Below are 16918 nucleotides of genomic sequence, written 5' to 3'. Positions count from 1 at the left end.
CGGAAGCTTGGTTAACTGTGCAGATGGAGCGGAAGGAAGTCATGTTCGGCGGTGGACCGGCCCTTTTCGGACTCCCTGAAGGTGCGTCCTCAGGGCCTTGCCATACGCAGTGTTTCGCCACACGCTTCGCTCTTGCGTCGGATGTGCGGCTACGCTCTTAGGTGACGCTAGCTCGTGGAACCGCTCTCCCTGCGGAATTGCTTTAAGGCGGAGCCGATTAGCAACTTTGGTGCGTACTGGTTATTTGCCTTCATGTTACCTTCGTGCTGCGGCACGCTCTCCCTGCGGGAATCGCTATCTGTCAGAGTGGCGTTAACATTGGTGCAGCCAGTTGATACTGGAAAATGTTTAGGTGCAATATTGGATAATTGGTCTTGGAAAAACTGGATAACTGCATTCTGTGCAGTTATTTAATACCAAAGTGAGTATCTGATTATTTTAGTTGTATTTCATGCAATTATATCCATACATATCCTCTAAATTATCCATTTTCCACAAATATAAATGCACAAAATACATTTATCTCTAATATTAGGAATAATTATATCCATATAAGTGTATAGAATACAATTATTTCATCAAGTATTCTAATCATCTGAGCTATTTCGGAGTTTATCTAACAGATGCTTAACTTGCAATAAACGTGATCAGTTCCGCTATCCTCTTATTCCCGCTCCAGCAGTGCATTATAAATATCGCGCTTGGCCAAGCCACGGTCAGAGGCCGCTTTTTTCATCGCGTCCTTACGCGGCAAGCCCGAGGTTTCATAGTGGGCAACGTGAGCTTCAATACTCAGCTCCCGCCACCAGGAAGACTCCGCGAGCTCCGCCTCTTCTTTGCTCTCTCCCTCAAGCACAATTACGTACTCACCAAGCGGAGGATGCTCCTCCAGCCAGGCACAACACTCTTCAATCGTACCGCGCAGAAACTCCTCATACCGTTTGGTCAGCTCACGGGCCAGTGTAACCCGGCGGTTGCCGAAGGCTTCCTGCAAATGGACCAGCGTCTTAGCGACACGATGTGGTGACTCATAGAAGAGCAGTGTGCCTTGAGCAGCACGGAGAGGTGCCAGAACGGCCCGGATATCCTTACGCTCTCTGGGCAGAAAACCGATAAATGTGAAACTGGTGGTAGGTAATCCGGAAGCAATCAAAGCTGACAGCGCCGCGTTAGCTCCGGGAATCGGAATGACCGGAATTTGATGACTTACAGCCAGTGCTACCAGGTCCGCTCCAGGGTCTGAAATCGCCGGCAGGCCGGCATCGCTGACAAGGGCTAAATTTTTACCTTCTATTATATAGCGTATCAATTCAGGTCCGCTTGCCGCCTTATTATGCTCATGGTAACTGAACAGCATGGAGGGTGTAATTTCAAAATGGCTCAGTAATTTACGCGTCTGTCTTGTATCCTCTGCGGCAATAATATCGCATTCCTTCAGCGTGCGCACCGCGCGGTACGTCATATCTTCCAGATTGCCGATCGGAGTAGCCACCAGATACAGACAGCCGCATCCTTCGGGCTTTGCTCCGTCATTGTTATTTTGAAAGCTGCTTTGGCAGGTTATCGTCATTGGCTGTTATCCTCTTTGTTCCCATAATAAATATCCATTATCTCAGGGCAGTATTGATTGTCCTCATTATATACGATTAAAGGCGGTTGTAAACGCACCTCCGGCTTCCCGTCGCGCGCCGCTTCAATCAGTACCATATTCGCCTCCAGATGCGCACGGGGATGTACAAAGCGGATCAGCTTAGGTTCCAGCCGGTGCTTACGCATTAGACTGATGATATCCACCAGACGCTGCGGTTTATGTACCATACTGACTTTGCCTCCAGTGCGGACCAGCCGGACACAGGCCTGAATGACCTCCTCCAGCGTACAGCCAATTTCATGACGGGCCATGGCCTGATGTGAATTCAGCTTCAGGTCGCTCCCGTTAAGCGGCATATAAGGGGGATTAACCGTTATTGCATCATATACACCATACCCTGCGGTATTATGCAGCTCCCGCAAATCACCTTCATGGATCAGCACCCGCTCCTCCAGCCTGTTCAAGGCTACACTGCGCCGGGCCATGTCGGCAAGACGGGGCTGAATTTCTATCCCTTCAATAGAAGCTTTGGTACGCGTGGTCAGCAGCATAGGGATAACTCCGTTGCCGGTGCATAGATCAAGTAATCTTCCGCGCGGCGGTATACTGGCGAACCGGGCCAGCAGCACAGCATCCATCGAGAAGCTGAATACTTCGTCACTCTGGATAATCCGCAGATCATGGGTTAACAAGTCATCGATCCGCTCTGCACTATGCAAGGGCACCGGGGTATCGTTAAACGAATGGGTCATTGTACATTCCTCCAAATTCAAAAAAAACCGTAGGCGAAAATCTCCTACGGCTGGATATCCTCATTTATTAAGAAAAGAAAGGCAGAACAGACAATCGCCTTCCGTCCGCAAATGCCCGAAATAGACATTGCAGATGTGGAAACCTTCATGGTACAGTCTGGCCAGATTATCGTAACCTTCTCCGACAACCTCTTCTTTGCCTTCGGCAGCCAGTATAGCCTCCGCCTCAGCAGAAAGCGCGGCCTTATCCAGAGGGGCTTCCCTTTTCAATATGATACGTAGCTGCTCATTCTCCAGACTAAGCTTCTGATTTGCTTCCATCAGCTCTTTAACCGTCTGTTTCCAATCTCCTAGAGTGGCGCGCATTTCATCCATCTGCGCTTCCATCTCCTGCATGTGTGCAAATATATTTTTCTTCTCCAAGTTTCCACCCCGAAAGTAACCTTATAATGGTTTACTTGACGACAACATCATCCATTGGAAGTTCTTTAACTTTGCCCACTTCAAACAACTGCACATGAACCGTGCGGCTTCCGGCATTGATACCTACTACTTTGCCATCACCCAGTGAGGTTACGACGATTTTGCCTACCGCCGGCATTTCTTCCTTCGTGCTCTCATAATTATCATGCTCAAACTTCAGACAACACATCAGCCGTCCGCATAATCCCGAGATCTTGGTCGGGTTCAGCGAGAGATTCTGGTCCTTGGCCATCTTGATGGACACCGGCTCGAAATCACCCAGCCAGGAGGAGCAGCAGAGCACCCGTCCGCAAGGTCCAAGTCCGCCAAGCATCTTGGCTTCATCACGCACACCAATTTGCCGGAGCTCGATGCGGGTTCGGAAAATACTTGCCAGGTCCTTAACCAGTTCGCGGAAATCCACGCGGCCCTCGGCAGTGAAATAAAAAATGATCTTATTACGGTCAAACGTAAATTCCACATCCACGAGCTTCATTTTGAGGCCATGATCGCGGATTTTATTTAAACAGGTGGTAAAAGCGTCCTTTGCAGCACCTTTGTTCTCTTCGACCACACGGGCGTCGGTTTCACCGGCAATACGCATGACCTTCTTGAGCGGCAGTACAACGTCTGCTTCCTGCACCTCTTTTTTGCCAACGACAACCTTACCGTATTCGACCCCTCTTGCTGTCTCAACAATAACGCATTGATCGCGCTCAATCGGGAAATCAAGTGGATCAAAATAATATATTTTACCCGCTTTTTTGAAGCGGACACCTACTACGCTGTACAAAAATTAACCCCCTTGTTTGCCGGTAAAAGGAATCCTTAAGCAAGCCTGCTTCCCAGATGATTCATGCTTGTCCTTCCTCATCCGTTAAACCCGTACTTCCAGGTGCTGAAGCGTTTATCCGGAGGATTTATCATAAATAACCCGGCCTGTTAACTTTCTAACCGGATTAAGAACTGCTCCAAACACAACTGGGTATTGGTATTGGAGCGGAGCCTGCGCTTGCTCTCCACCGCAAATTCCATGTAAGCCACCCATTGTTCCGTACTCCGCTGACGGGCAGCCTTGGAAATGAAGTCTAACTGATCTATGAAAACGATACTTTCGTGCTTTCGGTACAGGAAGTAGAGCATATCTTTGAACCATAAGTGAAACATGCTGAATAGAATATCCAAATGTTCACCAAGCCCGGTCTTGAACACCTTCTGCCCTGCAGTTGCTACTGCGGAGCTGCCTTTGCCCAAAGACTCCTTTGCTAATTGTAACACTAGATTTCTCATTTCTGCAAACCAATTCTGTGCCAAAAGTTCCCTGCAGCCGTCAAGACCTGCAGTCAGTGATACCGCGCACCGTGCCAGCGGCACCGGAACCCCTTCACTGGACAGCGCCTGAAGCATAATATCCGGATGCAGCGGGCTAAAGGGAATGCGCTGGGTTCTGGACTGGATCGTCGGCAGCAGGGAACTGCTGTTATCGGAGATAAGAATTCCTACCGCAGGAGCAGGAGGCTCCTCCAGAAATTTCAGCAGACTGTTGGCGGCTTGCACCGTCATTTTGTCCGCTCCTTCTATAATATAAACCTTCGGGTTAATTCCTTCCGAGCGGTAGGAAAAAACACGCTGAAGTTCACGGATCTGGTCAATCTTAATACTCGCCCCGTCGGGCCGCAGCAATGATAAATCGGGATGGTTGCCATGCTCCACCTTACGGCACTCCAGACATTCCCCGCAGGCATCATCCTTGCACTTCGTGCAGAATATCGCTTGGGCGAACGTCATAGCCATTCTGACCTGGCCGCTCCCTGGCGGACCGGTGAACAGATAGGCATGACTTACAGCGTCCTTGCGTAAGGCATTTTGAAGCAGCCGCTTGGCATCCTCCTGGCCTAATAGATCATGAAAAGACATATATTCCTCCAAGTTTGTCAGAACGAAAGGTTAATCAGCAGCCCGCGGATCTCTCCGACCCGTCCGAGCAGATCAATCCGGCCCTGCTCACTGTCCAGCAGATCATCTGCCATATTCAGCAGAGCGGCATCAATTTCATCCAGCAGCTTGTAACGTTTGCCCCGGCCGCGCCGGTCCCAGCCCTTGGTCTCCTTCAGGATCACTCCGCGGCGGGCGGTCTCCTCCAGGAACCGTTTGATCATGTTCCGGTAGATAGCCAGTTCACGGACGGTCATGGATTTGGATAGCCGGTCGCCTTGCTGCTGGATATCTTTAATCTGGCGGTTCAGTTCATCTATTGTTTTTTGCTCACTTTGCTGTTGAAATACATCGGTAAAGTTCTTTTGCTGAACAGGCCGCCGGTCAGCTTCCGTGGTCGACAATTCACTTTTTAAGGGCCTGTAGCCCGGGTTGATCTTCAAAGGTATCTACCGCCCTTATGGTTTATTGCTATATTATGCGTTAGTAATGCTCGAAACGATCAACCGGAAGGACGAATACTGTAGCTCCGCCTACCTGAACTTCCACGGGAAGAGGCAAATATGAATCTGTCGTACCGCTCATCGGTGTTACAGGTGTGACCAATTGTTCACGTACTTTACAGCTGTTGCGGATTACACTCAGTACTGCATCAACCTGAATATCATCTACCCCAATCAGAAAAGTGGTGTTGCCCGCCCGCAGAAATCCGCCTGTACTGGCCAGCTTGGTTGCACGGAAATTCGCTTTGACTAGTTCACTGGATAGCCGGTTGCTGTCCTTGTCCTGGATAATTGCAATGATCAAATTCATCTTCGTTTCCCCTCCTGCATGTTGTGTAATCACAGAATTTCTCGCAGCAGCAGCCAGCCCGCTGCAGGTCTGTGTGTAATCATTATACCTCTATTGTTTATTTGACAAAACCTCTTAGAAATCCTTTAATATCCGGTCTTTCAGTGTCTGTACAATGTCCTGCTCCACCATATGGATCGGGCGGTTGGCATCTAGTACAACAATCCGCTGCGGATCGGAATCCACCACGAGTTGATAACCGGCCTTAACCTTCTGGTGAAATTCAAGGCTTTCCAGATCCAGACGATTGACTTCCCGGTTCTGATTGGCTGCTATCCGAGACAATCCCACCTCAGGATCAACATCAAGATAGAAGGTAAGGTCAGGCATCCTGCCGCCGGTCGCGAACCGGTTAATTCCCCACACTTCCTCGATGCCAAGTCCTCTTGCATAGCCTTGATAGACCAGGCTGCTGTCAACAAAACGGTCGCAGAGCACAGTAATCCCCTCCTGCAGTGCAGGCTCGACTACTTCCGCCAGATGCTGGCTTCTTGCTGCCGCGTATAACAGGGCTTCTGTCCGGGCATCCATAGCCGTATGGGCCGGGTCCAGAATAATGGAGCGGATCTTCTCGGCGATTTCAATTCCGCCCGGTTCGCGGGTGATTAAGTAGGGCATGGAATGATTCTGCAGATAAGCCGCTACTCTGCCGAGTACGGTTGTTTTACCGGAGCCGTCGCCTCCCTCCAGAGTAATGAAGAAACCTTCTCGCTTCACTTATACTTCTCCGCCCTTCTGAATGTTGTATACCTTAATATGCTGTAAGGCGGGATCGGCACAGGCCTGAAATTTAGCCCCGCCATCGCGGAGGCTGCCCAGCCTGCCGCATATGGACTCTGTTATGATCTCTCCGGGATAAAGCAGCGGTATTCCGGGCGGATAGGGGATAACCATTTCGGCCGCCACCCTGCCCGCACTTGCTTCAAGCGATATACTCTCTGTCTCCTCAGCGGCAACCGGCTTCGTGGAGAACCGGACCGGAGCTGAGATCAGCGATGCGCTGAAATTGTTCCACGTGGAATTTGAGCTGGAAAAGGCTGACATAGCCTCTTCCCCATTATTGTATGATGCAGACGCCAGTATGGTCATGGAGGTGGGATCCGATTGAGATTCTGCGATAGGGCTAGAGGCAGCGACAAGGCCAGCGCCTGCTGCCTCATCAAGAGCAGAGCCGGATCCAGCAGCATACTTGGCCCCGGAGTCACAGGCTGCTTCTGTGCCTTCCGTCTGCGGCACCCCGCAGGCTGTCTGCGCCGCGATATCCCGCAGCGCCTCCAGCAGCACCGCTGCATCCTCTGCCTTCGAGCCGAGGCTGAAGGCCAGTACCACGTGCCGGTCGTCGCTCATCTCCGGCACGATCCCTCTTTCTTCGAGCCTGCGCTGCAGCTCGAAGCCCCCCAGGACCCCGGCGGCGTCATAAATGACCGCCTTAAAGGGGTCCTGTGTCCCGTACGCCGCCCCGCGCTGCGGCGGCGTATCTGTCTCTGCGGCGTCAGCATCGCCGCAGATGCGCTGCAGCGGCCCGGCCGGCTGCAGCAGCTGGAAGCGCGGCAGCGAAGCCAGGCCGCGCCGCAGGACGTCCACGGCGGCGAGCCCCGCCGTGAAGGCACCGGCGCGCTGGCTGTGCAGCAGCCGCCGGGCCAGATCGAGCGAAGCCATCACGGGGTATGATGGGCTGGAGCTCTGCACCATGGCGAGGCGCTGGCGGAGCAGCGCGCGGTCGAGCCATGGCCCTTGCACATGCAGCATGGCGCCCATCGTCAGCGCCGTCAGCATCTTGTGCGTGGACTGCACCACGCCGTCCGCGCCACAGGCAAGCGCCCCGGCTGGAAGCGCCGGGTGCTGTCCGTAATGCGCCCCGTGCGCCTCATCCACCAGCAGCGGAATCCCGCTGTCGTGACAGGCCTGCGCGAGGGGCGCAAGATCGCTGCCCATGCCGTAGTAATTCGGCATGGTAACCAGTACGGCGGCAGCCTGCGGATATGCCGCCAGTGCAGCCTGCACCGTTTCTGCCGCCGGTGCCACCGCAAGCCCGCTGCCAGGATCCATCTGCGGCTCCAGGAACACGGCGTGTGCCCCGGCCAGCATCAGTCCGTGGATTACAGATTTGTGGACATTACGCTGCAGAATAAGCAGCATTCCCGGCTCATAGCAAACGGTCAGGATAAGTGCAAGGTTCCCCGCTGTGCTGCCGCCAACCAGAAAGAAGCTCTCCTCTGCGCCGAAACAATCCGCTGCCAGCTCCTGTGCCTCCTGAATTACCCCTTCAGGATGATGCAGATCATCCGTTCCGGTAATCTCGGTCGCATCATAGCGCATCACGTCAGCCAGATACCCTGCACCCCCGGTATTCCGGTAAGCTTCGCCATTCTTGTGCCCCGGCACATGATAAGATATATTACCCTTAAGTCTATATTGTTCCAGCATTTCGTATACAGGTGCCCTGCCAGGCTGTAAATTGTTCATTTGTTCTTCCTTCCCTGGGGGTTACCTTCTATTTTAACGCAAATACACCCAAACGCCTATTATTATGCGCAAAGTCTTCCCGAAACAACAAAACGGCTTCCCACACCAGACCCTGGCGGAGAAACCGTTAGAGGAACTCTTTTATTTGCAGCCAACGCGACACACATCCACCGCCCGCTCTTTATATGCTTACTTGTAAATCGTTGCTGCTGCTCTCGGGTTAAGCATTCTTCTGCAGATTGATTTTCTTCATCCGGCCAATGAAAAAACGGTACTTGGCATCTTCAGCCTCTGTACGCACCATCTCACTCTCACAATCTTCACAGATGAAATGCGAGACAATCACAATGCCCTCTTCCTTTTCTTGCCCGCAGATGATGCAGGCCTGTGCGGTTTGCTGTTCCATATTCATCCCACCTTGACTCTTTTAAGATCAGTATGGTACACCTTCTATCATTTTAAACCTTTTCATAGTTTTTTCCTAATCCTTCATAGCCTGAAATATATATATTCGCCTAATGCCCATTCGGTGTATCTGATCCCGGGTTTAATAAAACACACGGTTAGGCCGATATTAATAACAAGAGAACTTGTGAGGAGGTCTGAATTTTCTTTATGGAACCAAACACCAAAGGCGCTGCTACATTCTATCAATACAAGCTTATCAAAAAAATTAATATTTCCGCATCCCTGCTGCGGGTCTATATTGCACTTCCTTTTGTGTTCCTTGTGCTGGAGACAGTTTTCCTGTCCTGGCTAAGCATTCTGTTCATGATTATTGCCGGACCCGTAATGCTGTGGATTCAATATGTTATTTCACGTTCAGTTCTGCTGATCTCCGGACACCCTATCGTAAAACGGTGGAAAATGTCCCTGCACCTGCCCTGGCCCGGTTATATGCCTGATCAATATATCAACTATGGCATCTTCCGCAAAGTACAAATGCATAACCTGTGGATCGGTCTCTGTATTACAGCGCTCTTTATCGTCTGGGCACCGCCTGCATTTACCGCATCTTTAGTAATATGCCATCTTTGGCTGCTGCTGCCCCGCCTGTATACTCTTCTGCGGCTGCGCAGCGAAGGGAAGGACGGCATGCTGAAATTTAATCCGGCGGATGCCTCCTATTACGCCCAATAATCTTAAGCGATCATACATACGGGCGCATATTCAACTTGCATCCCACACAAAAAAATCGCCGTCCGTATAGGGATGGCGATTTTTTTATTTGCTTTTTAATCCTTTGGTGGTGACTTTCTTTTCCTTCGGGATCATTACAATGAAGTAGCCATCATGCACGGTTAAGTGTACAATAAGTCCTTCCTTCTGAAAAACGCGGGAGCTTCCGGAATCCTCATTACTCTGCTCTTCCCATCCCCATGCCTTGATCTCCTCCAGATAAGGCTCAGGTACACCCTTCTTCTCTTTCAGCCCTGGTAAAGAGTACCTTACATAATCCATAGCCACGTTCGTAGTGGTCCTGTCGGGGGAACTGGCTTCTTTAGGAACGGGAAAGCTTTTCTCATTGAGCGCACCGTCAAAAGTCTCCCAGGTCGGCTCCTTCGTTCCGCAGCCGGCCAGCATAACTCCAACTATACAAAGAATAACTAATATCCATAAAGGTTGGGTTCGCTTCATACCTTAAATCCTCCTTACCTCTACCATGCATCTAAAGACGCAAGAAAATTCAAAGTTAGAATTTATCTGTAGTTCATTCGTATTAAGGCCTCTGCTTAATATTTGCACTTTTCTATTATACTTGGAACTATCGACACGTCGGTAACAAAAATGTCACTCGTTTGTAAGCGTTTCATTTATTGTTTCTGCTTATTTGTCCTCTTTTTCTCACTATATAAACAAAAAAGCCATTGTCGATTGCTCAACAATGGCTTCATGTGCTTGGCGGCGTCCTACTCTCCCAGGACCCTTCGGTCCAAGTACCATCGGCGCTGGAGGGCTTAACGGTCGTGTTCGGGATGGGTACGCGTGGAACCCCTCCGCTATCGCCACCAAACGGGCATTTACAGCGTAAATGCTTCAGGAATTTGATTCCTGAAAACTGAATCCGAAACGAATCTGCGTTGTTCGAAAGTTGGATAAGCCCTCGACCGATTAGTATTGGTCAGCTCCATGCATTGCTGCACTTCCACCTCCAACCTATCTACCTCGTCGTCTTCAAGGGGTCTTACTAATTGGGAAATCTCATCTTGAGGGGGGCTTCACGCTTAGATGCTTTCAGCGCTTATCCCGTCCGTACGTAGCTACTCAGCCATGCTCCTGGCGGAACAACTGATGCACCAGCGGTACGTCCATCCCGGTCCTCTCGTACTAAGGACAGCTCCTCTCAAATTTCCTGCGCCCACGACAGATAGGGACCGAACTGTCTCACGACGTTCTGAACCCAGCTCGCGTACCGCTTTAATGGGCGAACAGCCCAACCCTTGGGACCTACTTCAGCCCCAGGATGCGATGAGCCGACATCGAGGTGCCAAACCTCCCCGTCGATGTGGACTCTTGGGGGAGATAAGCCTGTTATCCCCAGGGTAGCTTTTATCCGTTGAGCGATGGCCCTTCCATGCGGTACCACCGGATCACTAAGTCCGACTTTCGTCCCTGCTCGACTTGTAGGTCTCGCAGTCAAGCTCCCTTATGCCTTTGCACTCTGCGAATGATTTCCAACCATTCTGAGGGAACCTTTGAACGCCTCCGTTACTCTTTAGGAGGCGACCGCCCCAGTCAAACTGCCCGCCTGACACGGTCCCCGTACCCGGTAAGGGCACTAGGTTAGAACCTAGATACGATCAGGGTGGTATCCCAACGGCGCCTCCGCAGAAGCTTGCGCTCCTGCCTCAACGGCTCCCACCTATCCTGTACAGATCGTACCCAAATTCAATATCAAGCTGCAGTAAAGCTCCATGGGGTCTTTCCGTCTTGTCGCGGGTAACCTGCATCTTCACAGGTATTAAAATTTCACCGGATCTCTCGTTGAGACAGCGCCCAAGTCGTTACGCCATTCGTGCGGGTCAGAATTTACCTGACAAGGAATTTCGCTACCTTAGGACCGTTATAGTTACGGCCGCCGTTTACTGGGGCTTCGGTTCACAGCTTCGGGTTTAACCCCTAACCACTCCCCTTAACCTTCCAGCACCGGGCAGGCGTCAGCCCGTATACTTCGCCTTGCGGCTTCGCACAGACCTGTGTTTTTGCTAAACAGTCGCTTGGGCCTTTTCACTGCGGCCCCCTCGGGCTATTCACCCTACCGAGGCACCTCTTCTCCCGAAGTTACGAGGTCATTTTGCCGAGTTCCTTAACGAGAGTTCTTCCGCGCGCCTTAGAATTCTCTTCTCGCCTACCTGTGTCGGTTTGCGGTACGGGCACCTTCTCCTGGCTAGAGGCTTTTCTTGGCAGTGTGAGATCATGACCTTCGCTACTACAATTTTCGCTCCCCATCACAGCCCAGCCTTAATGATGTGCGGATTTGCCTACACATCAGCCTCACTGCTTAGACGGACACATCCATCAGTCCGCGTCACTACCCTCCTGCGTCACCCCATCGCTCATAGCGGATTACGGTGGTACAGTAATTTCAAACTGTTGTCCTTCGACTACGCCTTTCGGCCTCGCCTTAGGTCCCGACTTACCCTGAGCGGACGAGCCTTCCTCAGGAAACCTTGGGCTTTCGGCGGATCAGATTCTCACTGATCTTTTCGTTACTCATACCGGCATTCTCACTTGTATGCTGTCCAGCGCTCCTTACGGTACACCTTCAACCTACATACAACGCTCCCCTACCCCAGATACAAAGTATCTAGCCATAGCTTCGGTGGTGTGTTTAGCCCCGTTACATTTTCGGCGCAGAGTCACTCGACCAGTGAGCTATTACGCACTCTTTCAATGGTGGCTGCTTCTAAGCCAACATCCTGGTTGTCTGTGCAACTCCACATCCTTTCCCACTTAACACACACTTGGGGACCTTAGCTGATGGTCTGGGCTGTTTCCCTTTTGACAATGGATCTTAGCACTCACTGTCTGACTCCCGGCAAGAAGTTAATGGCATTCGGAGTTTGACTGAGCTTGGTAACCCTTGCGGGCCCCGCACCCAATCAGTGCTCTACCTCCACCACTCCATTCACCGAGGCTAGCCCTAAAGCTATTTCGGGGAGAACCAGCTATCTCCGAGTTCGATTGGAATTTCTCCGCTACCCCCACCTCATCCCCGCATTTTTCAACATGCGTGGGTTCGGGCCTCCAGTGCGTGTTACCGCACCTTCACCCTGGACAGGGGTAGATCACACGGTTTCGGGTCTACGTCCACATACTCAATCGCCCTATTCAGACTCGCTTTCGCTGCGGCTCCGGCTTCTCACCTTAACCTTGCATGTTAAACGTAACTCGCCGGTTCATTCTACAAAAGGCACGCCATCACCCAGTAATAGGGCTCTGACTTTTTGTAAGCACACGGTTTCAGGTTCTATTTCACTCCCCTTCCGGGGTGCTTTTCACCTTTCCCTCACGGTACTGTTTCACTATCGGTCGCCAGGTAGTATTTAGCCTTAGCAGATGGTCCTGCTGGATTCATACGGGGTTTCACGTGCCCCGCACTACTCGGGATCCGTCTCGGAGAGAACACAGTTTAGGCTACAGGGCTTTTACCTCTATCGCGGGCCTTTCCAGACCTCTTCGCCTACCATATTCCTTTGTAACTCCATGTGAGACGTCCCACAACCCCAAGGGGCAAGCCCCTTGGTTTAGGCTGTTCCGCGTTCGCTCGCCGCTACTGACGGAATCACTATTGTTTTCTCTTCCTCAGGGTACTTAGATGTTTCAGTTCCCCTGGTCTGCCTCTACATTTCCTATGTATTCAGAAATGAGTAACTGCGAATTACCACAGCTGGGTTTCCCCATTCGGACACCCCCGGATCAAAGCTTGCTTACAGCTCCCCGAGGCAGTTTCGTTGTTCGCCACGTCCTTCGTCGGCTCCTGGCGCCTAGGCATCCTCCGTGTGCTCTTATTAGCTTAACCACAATTTTCTCCGCAGGAGAAATATTGAACATTGAATTGCTTCAAAGCCCGTTATTTCCTGACGAATGAATTGTATCAACTAATAACTATTTCAACTTGCTTACACAAGTTTCAGCTAAAAGATGTTCTAAAACGCAAATTCGTTTCGGTATCCAGTTTTCAAGGATCAAGTTCTTGCATATAATCTTGTAAAGAAGTATTGGTGGAGCCAAGCGGGATCGAACCGCTGACCTCCTGCTTGCAAGGCAGGCGCTCTCCCAGCTGAGCTATGGCCCCATATAGGTATTCAATTCTAAAATGTTATATGGTGGGCCTTGGTGGACTCGAACCACCGACCTCACCCTTATCAGAGGTGCGCTCTAACCAACTGAGCTAAAAGCCCATATAACAGATAACATTGTGAATCAACCAATAAATTGATTGTTCGCTTGGCGGCGTCCTACTCTCCCAGGACCCTTCGGTCCAAGTACCATCGGCGCTGGAGGGCTTAACGGTCGTGTTCGGGATGGGTACGTGTGGAACCCCTCCGCTATCGCCACCAAACGCATACGAAAGAGACTTGCTCTTTCAAAACTGAACACGAGTGAGTGTCCGAACCCGAAGGTTCTATTGTGGAAGCTTTAGCTTCCGATTTGAATGTCACCGTTGCAGGTGACGATTCTCCATAGAAAGGAGGTGATCCAGCCGCACCTTCCGATACGGCTACCTTGTTACGACTTCACCCCAATCATCTACCCCACCTTCGGCGGCTGGCTCCCTTGCGGGTTACCCCACCGACTTCGGGTGTTGTAAACTCTCGTGGTGTGACGGGCGGTGTGTACAAGACCCGGGAACGTATTCACCGCGGCATGCTGATCCGCGATTACTAGCAATTCCGACTTCATGCAGGCGAGTTGCAGCCTGCAATCCGAACTGAGACCGGCTTTGCTGGGATTGGCTCCACCTCGCGGTTTCGCTTCCCGTTGTACCGGCCATTGTAGTACGTGTGTAGCCCAGGTCATAAGGGGCATGATGATTTGACGTCATCCCCACCTTCCTCCGGTTTGTCACCGGCAGTCACTCTAGAGTGCCCAGCTTCACCTGCTGGCAACTAAAGTCAAGGGTTGCGCTCGTTGCGGGACTTAACCCAACATCTCACGACACGAGCTGACGACAACCATGCACCACCTGTCTCCGATGCTCCGAAGAGGGGCACTATCTCTAATGCTTTCATCGGGATGTCAAGACCTGGTAAGGTTCTTCGCGTTGCTTCGAATTAAACCACATACTCCACTGCTTGTGCGGGTCCCCGTCAATTCCTTTGAGTTTCAGTCTTGCGACCGTACTCCCCAGGCGGAGTGCTTACTGTGTTAACTTCGGCACCAAGGGTATCGAAACCCCTAACACCTAGCACTCATCGTTTACGGCGTGGACTACCAGGGTATCTAATCCTGTTTGCTCCCCACGCTTTCGCGCCTCAGCGTCAGTTACAGCCCAGAAAGTCGCCTTCGCCACTGGTGTTCCTCCACATATCTACGCATTTCACCGCTACACGTGGAATTCCACTTTCCTCTTCTGTACTCAAGTCACCCAGTTTCCAGTGCGACCCCAGGTTGAGCCCAAGGTTTAAACACCAGACTTAAATGACCGCCTGCGCGCGCTTTACGCCCAATAATTCCGGACAACGCTTGCCCCCTACGTATTACCGCGGCTGCTGGCACGTAGTTAGCCGGGGCTTTCTTCTCAGGTACCGTCACTCCGGTAGCAGTTACTCTACCGGACGTTCTTCCCTGGCAACAGAGCTTTACGATCCGAAAACCTTCATCACTCACGCGGCATTGCTCCGTCAGGCTTTCGCCCATTGCGGAAGATTCCCTACTGCTGCCTCCCGTAGGAGTCTGGGCCGTGTCTCAGTCCCAGTGTGGCCGTTCACCCTCTCAGGTCGGCTACGCATCGTCGCCTTGGTGAGCCGTTACCCCACCAACTAGCTAATGCGCCGCAGGCCCATCCCCAAGTGGCAGATTGCTCCGCCTTTCATTCTCTCTTCAGGAGAGGAAAGAAATTATCCGGTATTAGCTACCGTTTCCGGTAGTTATCCCAGTCTTGAGGGCAGGTTGCCTACGTGTTACTCACCCGTCCGCCGCTAAGTAAGAATGGAAGCAAGCTTCCATTCTTACTCCGCTCGACTTGCATGTATTAGGCATGCCGCCAGCGTTCGTCCTGAGCCAGGATCAAACTCTCCAAATTGTATTTAGAAAGAGCGATTGCTCATTTTGAAACATCTGACGAGAATTGTTATATTCTCTAATTTGGATCTCACCGAAGTGATTTCCGATACTCACTCGTTGTTCAGTTTTCAAAGATCAAGCTCGTTGTCAGCACCGCTTACCGCGTCACCAGCAACTCTTATAATATATCACATCCAACCGATCAATGCAAGCTCTTTTTTTAACTTCTTTTCGAGCTCGGCGTTGATGTTTCGCGGCCAGAAATAGAATATATCATGTATGGATTCTGATTGCAAGCATTATTTTGAAATCAATTATAAAAGCTATGCCCCTAATAACCGCCCGTACTCGGCCAGCCACAGATGACATAGCTTCTGTTAATCGTACCCGCTTCCCCTTAAGCAATAATCTCCTGAATATGCAGCTCGCGTTCATTGACCAGATTCACAATCCTGCCCTCTACCTGAACCATTGGTCTTGTGGGATTAGTGCGATCCGTGAAGATGATTTCTCCGTGACGCCCGTCGCTGAGCCGTATCCGTGTGCCATTATACAGATCCGTTGTTTTTTGAATGAAGGTTTGTACAATAACCGGGTCGAGCTTCCCGAAGCTCTCCTTCTGAAGCTGCTCCAGTACCAGATAAGGCGACTGAGCCTTTCTGTAGGCCTTTTCAAGCGTCATGGCATGAAAGATATCGGCTACTGCAACAATCTTGGCGTAGAAGTGAATCTGGGTGCCTTCCAGCTTAAGCGGATAACCGGAACCGTCGACCTTCTCATGATGCTGCAGGGCGGCTAGTCTGACGCCTTCGTTGATTGCTGTAACATTACGCAGCAGCTGGTATCCATAAGTGGTGTGCCTGCGTACTTCTTCTATCTCCGCACCCGTCAGGGGAGTCGGTTTGTGCAGCAAAGTCTCATCTACCTTAATGTTACCTATATCATGAAGCAAGCCGGCAAAGGCAGCCTGCATCCAATCCTTTTGCGGATATCCGCACCACTGGGCAATTTTATATGAAGTTAGGGCAGATAATACAGCGTTATGATAATTATAATCCTGGTCAAACAGGACACGCGGTGCAAACTTCAGGACATGATAATCCTTCAAATGGCTAATCAACAGCTCCAGTTGGCTCCGCAATTCAAAAATCGGAAGTACCGCTGCGGTTGCTGCACGATAGCTCTGCTTGATAAGCACCAGCATTTTCTCATACTCATCATGAAGCGGAGAATTACTTTTGGCTAGTACGGACTCATTGATCAGCGCACCTGCTTTGGCGGTCTGCTGCTTCGCTGGCGGTTTGGACACCTCTGGGGCTTTGTCCTCTCCCTGAACTCCCTCAATTTCAACTTGTCCTATCAAAAAAGCTTGGAGAATCTCAATATCCCGCGGAAGTATGATCTTGCCTTTACCGAATAACACTCCTCCCAAAGGAGTAATTACATCTTTAATAATCTTTGATCCCGCCTTGATCTCTCCAACGGATATGTTTGGCATAAATTCAGCCCCTTTATTTCTGTGACACCTGTAATTCTCTAATTATAGTATGTAACCCGGCAAGCGGCTAGAGAGAGGACTCCCTTTCCATAAATAAAAAAGCATGAGCTTCTATAATCAGAAACTCATGCT

At 51.0% G+C, this 16918-nt stretch carries 13 protein-coding genes, 2 tRNA genes and 4 rRNA genes; 1 reads left to right on the top strand and 18 read right to left on the bottom strand.

The features are described 5' to 3' along the window. Positions 1-664: 664 nt before the first annotated feature. The 10 genes from rsmI to NSQ73_RS30270 form a co-directional block, all read right to left on the bottom strand. Positions 665-1570 carry a 16S rRNA (cytidine(1402)-2'-O)-methyltransferase gene (rsmI, locus tag NSQ73_RS30315; RefSeq protein WP_340989916.1) on the bottom strand — a complete coding sequence of 302 codons (906 nt, stop codon included), beginning with the start codon at positions 1568-1570 and terminating at the stop codon, positions 665-667. Next, positions 1567-2343, bottom strand: a complete 777-nt coding sequence (locus NSQ73_RS30310) for a tRNA1(Val) (adenine(37)-N6)-methyltransferase (protein ID WP_340989914.1) — start codon at positions 2341-2343, stop codon at positions 1567-1569. The genes rsmI and NSQ73_RS30310 overlap by 4 nt, the downstream gene beginning before the upstream one ends. A gap of 60 nt (positions 2344-2403) precedes the next feature. Further along, complete coding sequence (gene yabA / locus NSQ73_RS30305; RefSeq protein WP_039305729.1) at positions 2404-2766, bottom strand: DNA replication initiation control protein YabA; 363 nt, start codon at positions 2764-2766, stop codon at positions 2404-2406. A gap of 31 nt (positions 2767-2797) precedes the next feature. Then, entirely contained in the window at positions 2798-3598 is an 801-nt protein-coding gene (locus tag NSQ73_RS30300; RefSeq protein WP_039305726.1) for a PSP1 domain-containing protein, read from the bottom strand. A 149-nt stretch (positions 3599-3747) separates the two neighbouring features. Further along, the gene (gene holB, locus NSQ73_RS30295) at positions 3748-4722 is read right to left on the bottom strand and encodes a DNA polymerase III subunit delta' (protein ID WP_042132675.1); all 975 of its coding nucleotides are present in this window, start codon (positions 4720-4722) and stop codon (positions 3748-3750) included. Positions 4723-4739: 17 nt separating this feature from the next. Beyond that, positions 4740-5183, bottom strand: a complete 444-nt coding sequence (locus NSQ73_RS30290) for a YaaR family protein (protein ID WP_039305718.1) — start codon at positions 5181-5183, stop codon at positions 4740-4742. Positions 5184-5223: 40 nt separating this feature from the next. Further along, on the bottom strand, positions 5224-5553 hold the full coding sequence (locus NSQ73_RS30285; protein ID WP_036723983.1) for a cyclic-di-AMP receptor: 330 nt from the start codon (positions 5551-5553) through the stop codon (positions 5224-5226). 114 nt (positions 5554-5667) lie between these two features. Beyond that, positions 5668-6309, bottom strand: coding sequence for a dTMP kinase (gene tmk, locus NSQ73_RS30280; protein WP_039305713.1), 642 nt, complete (start codon positions 6307-6309; stop codon positions 5668-5670). Further along, a complete protein-coding gene (locus NSQ73_RS30275) occupies positions 6310-8058 on the bottom strand; it encodes an aminotransferase class I/II-fold pyridoxal phosphate-dependent enzyme (protein ID WP_340989912.1) in 1749 nt (582 codons plus the stop codon). 220 nt (positions 8059-8278) lie between these two features. Then, positions 8279-8464 (bottom strand): sigma factor G inhibitor Gin, encoded by a 186-nt coding sequence (locus NSQ73_RS30270; protein WP_039305710.1) that lies wholly within the window; start codon positions 8462-8464, stop codon positions 8279-8281. 209 nt (positions 8465-8673) lie between these two features. Here NSQ73_RS30270 and NSQ73_RS30265 point away from each other — a divergent pair, with 209 nt between their 5' ends. Further along, on the top strand, positions 8674-9198 hold the full coding sequence (locus NSQ73_RS30265; protein WP_042132673.1) for a hypothetical protein: 525 nt from the start codon (positions 8674-8676) through the stop codon (positions 9196-9198). A gap of 84 nt (positions 9199-9282) precedes the next feature. Here NSQ73_RS30265 and NSQ73_RS30260 read toward each other — a convergent pair whose 3' ends face one another. From NSQ73_RS30260 to NSQ73_RS30225, 8 genes are all read right to left on the bottom strand, one after another. Further along, entirely contained in the window at positions 9283-9696 is a 414-nt protein-coding gene (locus tag NSQ73_RS30260; RefSeq protein ID WP_340989911.1) for a hypothetical protein, read from the bottom strand. A 259-nt stretch (positions 9697-9955) separates the two neighbouring features. Next, a 5S ribosomal RNA gene (rrf, locus tag NSQ73_RS30255) occupies positions 9956-10072 on the bottom strand. Between the two features lie 78 nt (positions 10073-10150). Continuing rightward, positions 10151-13081 (bottom strand): 23S ribosomal RNA (locus NSQ73_RS30250). 200 nt (positions 13082-13281) lie between these two features. Further along, positions 13282-13357 (bottom strand) — tRNA-Ala (locus NSQ73_RS30245). A gap of 29 nt (positions 13358-13386) precedes the next feature. Beyond that, positions 13387-13463 (bottom strand) — tRNA-Ile (locus NSQ73_RS30240). 44 nt (positions 13464-13507) lie between these two features. After that, positions 13508-13624: ribosomal RNA gene (rrf, locus tag NSQ73_RS30235) — 5S ribosomal RNA — on the bottom strand. Between the two features lie 125 nt (positions 13625-13749). Continuing rightward, positions 13750-15307, bottom strand: a 16S ribosomal RNA gene (locus tag NSQ73_RS30230). Together the 16S, 23S and 5S rRNA genes with 2 tRNA genes alongside form the textbook arrangement of a ribosomal RNA operon. A 378-nt stretch (positions 15308-15685) precedes the next feature. Continuing rightward, complete coding sequence (locus NSQ73_RS30225; RefSeq protein WP_042132672.1) at positions 15686-16786, bottom strand: HD-GYP domain-containing protein; 1101 nt, start codon at positions 16784-16786, stop codon at positions 15686-15688. Between the last annotated feature and the right edge of the window lie 132 nt (positions 16787-16918).

Source organism: Paenibacillus sp. FSL R10-2736, from assembly GCF_038000245.1.
GTDB classification, from domain to species: Bacteria; Bacillota; Bacilli; order Paenibacillales; family Paenibacillaceae; genus Paenibacillus_AQ; species Paenibacillus_AQ phytohabitans.
Note: the sequence above shows the minus strand (reverse complement) of the source record. Positions and strands in the feature narration are given on the sequence as shown.

What these genes read in the sequence shown, in the direction of transcription:
- rsmI (WP_340989916.1), bottom strand. Translation starts at nt 1,570, where the DNA reads ATGACGATAACCTGCCAAAGCAGCTTTCAAAATAACAATGACGGAGCA.
- NSQ73_RS30310 (WP_340989914.1), bottom strand. Translation starts at nt 2,343, where the DNA reads ATGACCCATTCGTTTAACGATACCCCGGTGCCCTTGCATAGTGCAGAG.
- holB (WP_042132675.1), bottom strand. Translation starts at nt 4,722, where the DNA reads ATGTCTTTTCATGATCTATTAGGCCAGGAGGATGCCAAGCGGCTGCTT.
- NSQ73_RS30285 (WP_036723983.1), bottom strand. Translation starts at nt 5,553, where the DNA reads ATGAATTTGATCATTGCAATTATCCAGGACAAGGACAGCAACCGGCTA.
- NSQ73_RS30275 (WP_340989912.1), bottom strand. Translation starts at nt 8,058, where the DNA reads ATGAACAATTTACAGCCTGGCAGGGCACCTGTATACGAAATGCTGGAA.
- NSQ73_RS30270 (WP_039305710.1), bottom strand. Translation starts at nt 8,464, where the DNA reads ATGGAACAGCAAACCGCACAGGCCTGCATCATCTGCGGGCAAGAAAAG.
- NSQ73_RS30265 (WP_042132673.1), top strand. Translation starts at nt 8,674, where the DNA reads ATGGAACCAAACACCAAAGGCGCTGCTACATTCTATCAATACAAGCTT.
- NSQ73_RS30260 (WP_340989911.1), bottom strand. Translation starts at nt 9,696, where the DNA reads ATGAAGCGAACCCAACCTTTATGGATATTAGTTATTCTTTGTATAGTT.
- NSQ73_RS30225 (WP_042132672.1), bottom strand. Translation starts at nt 16,786, where the DNA reads ATGCCAAACATATCCGTTGGAGAGATCAAGGCGGGATCAAAGATTATT.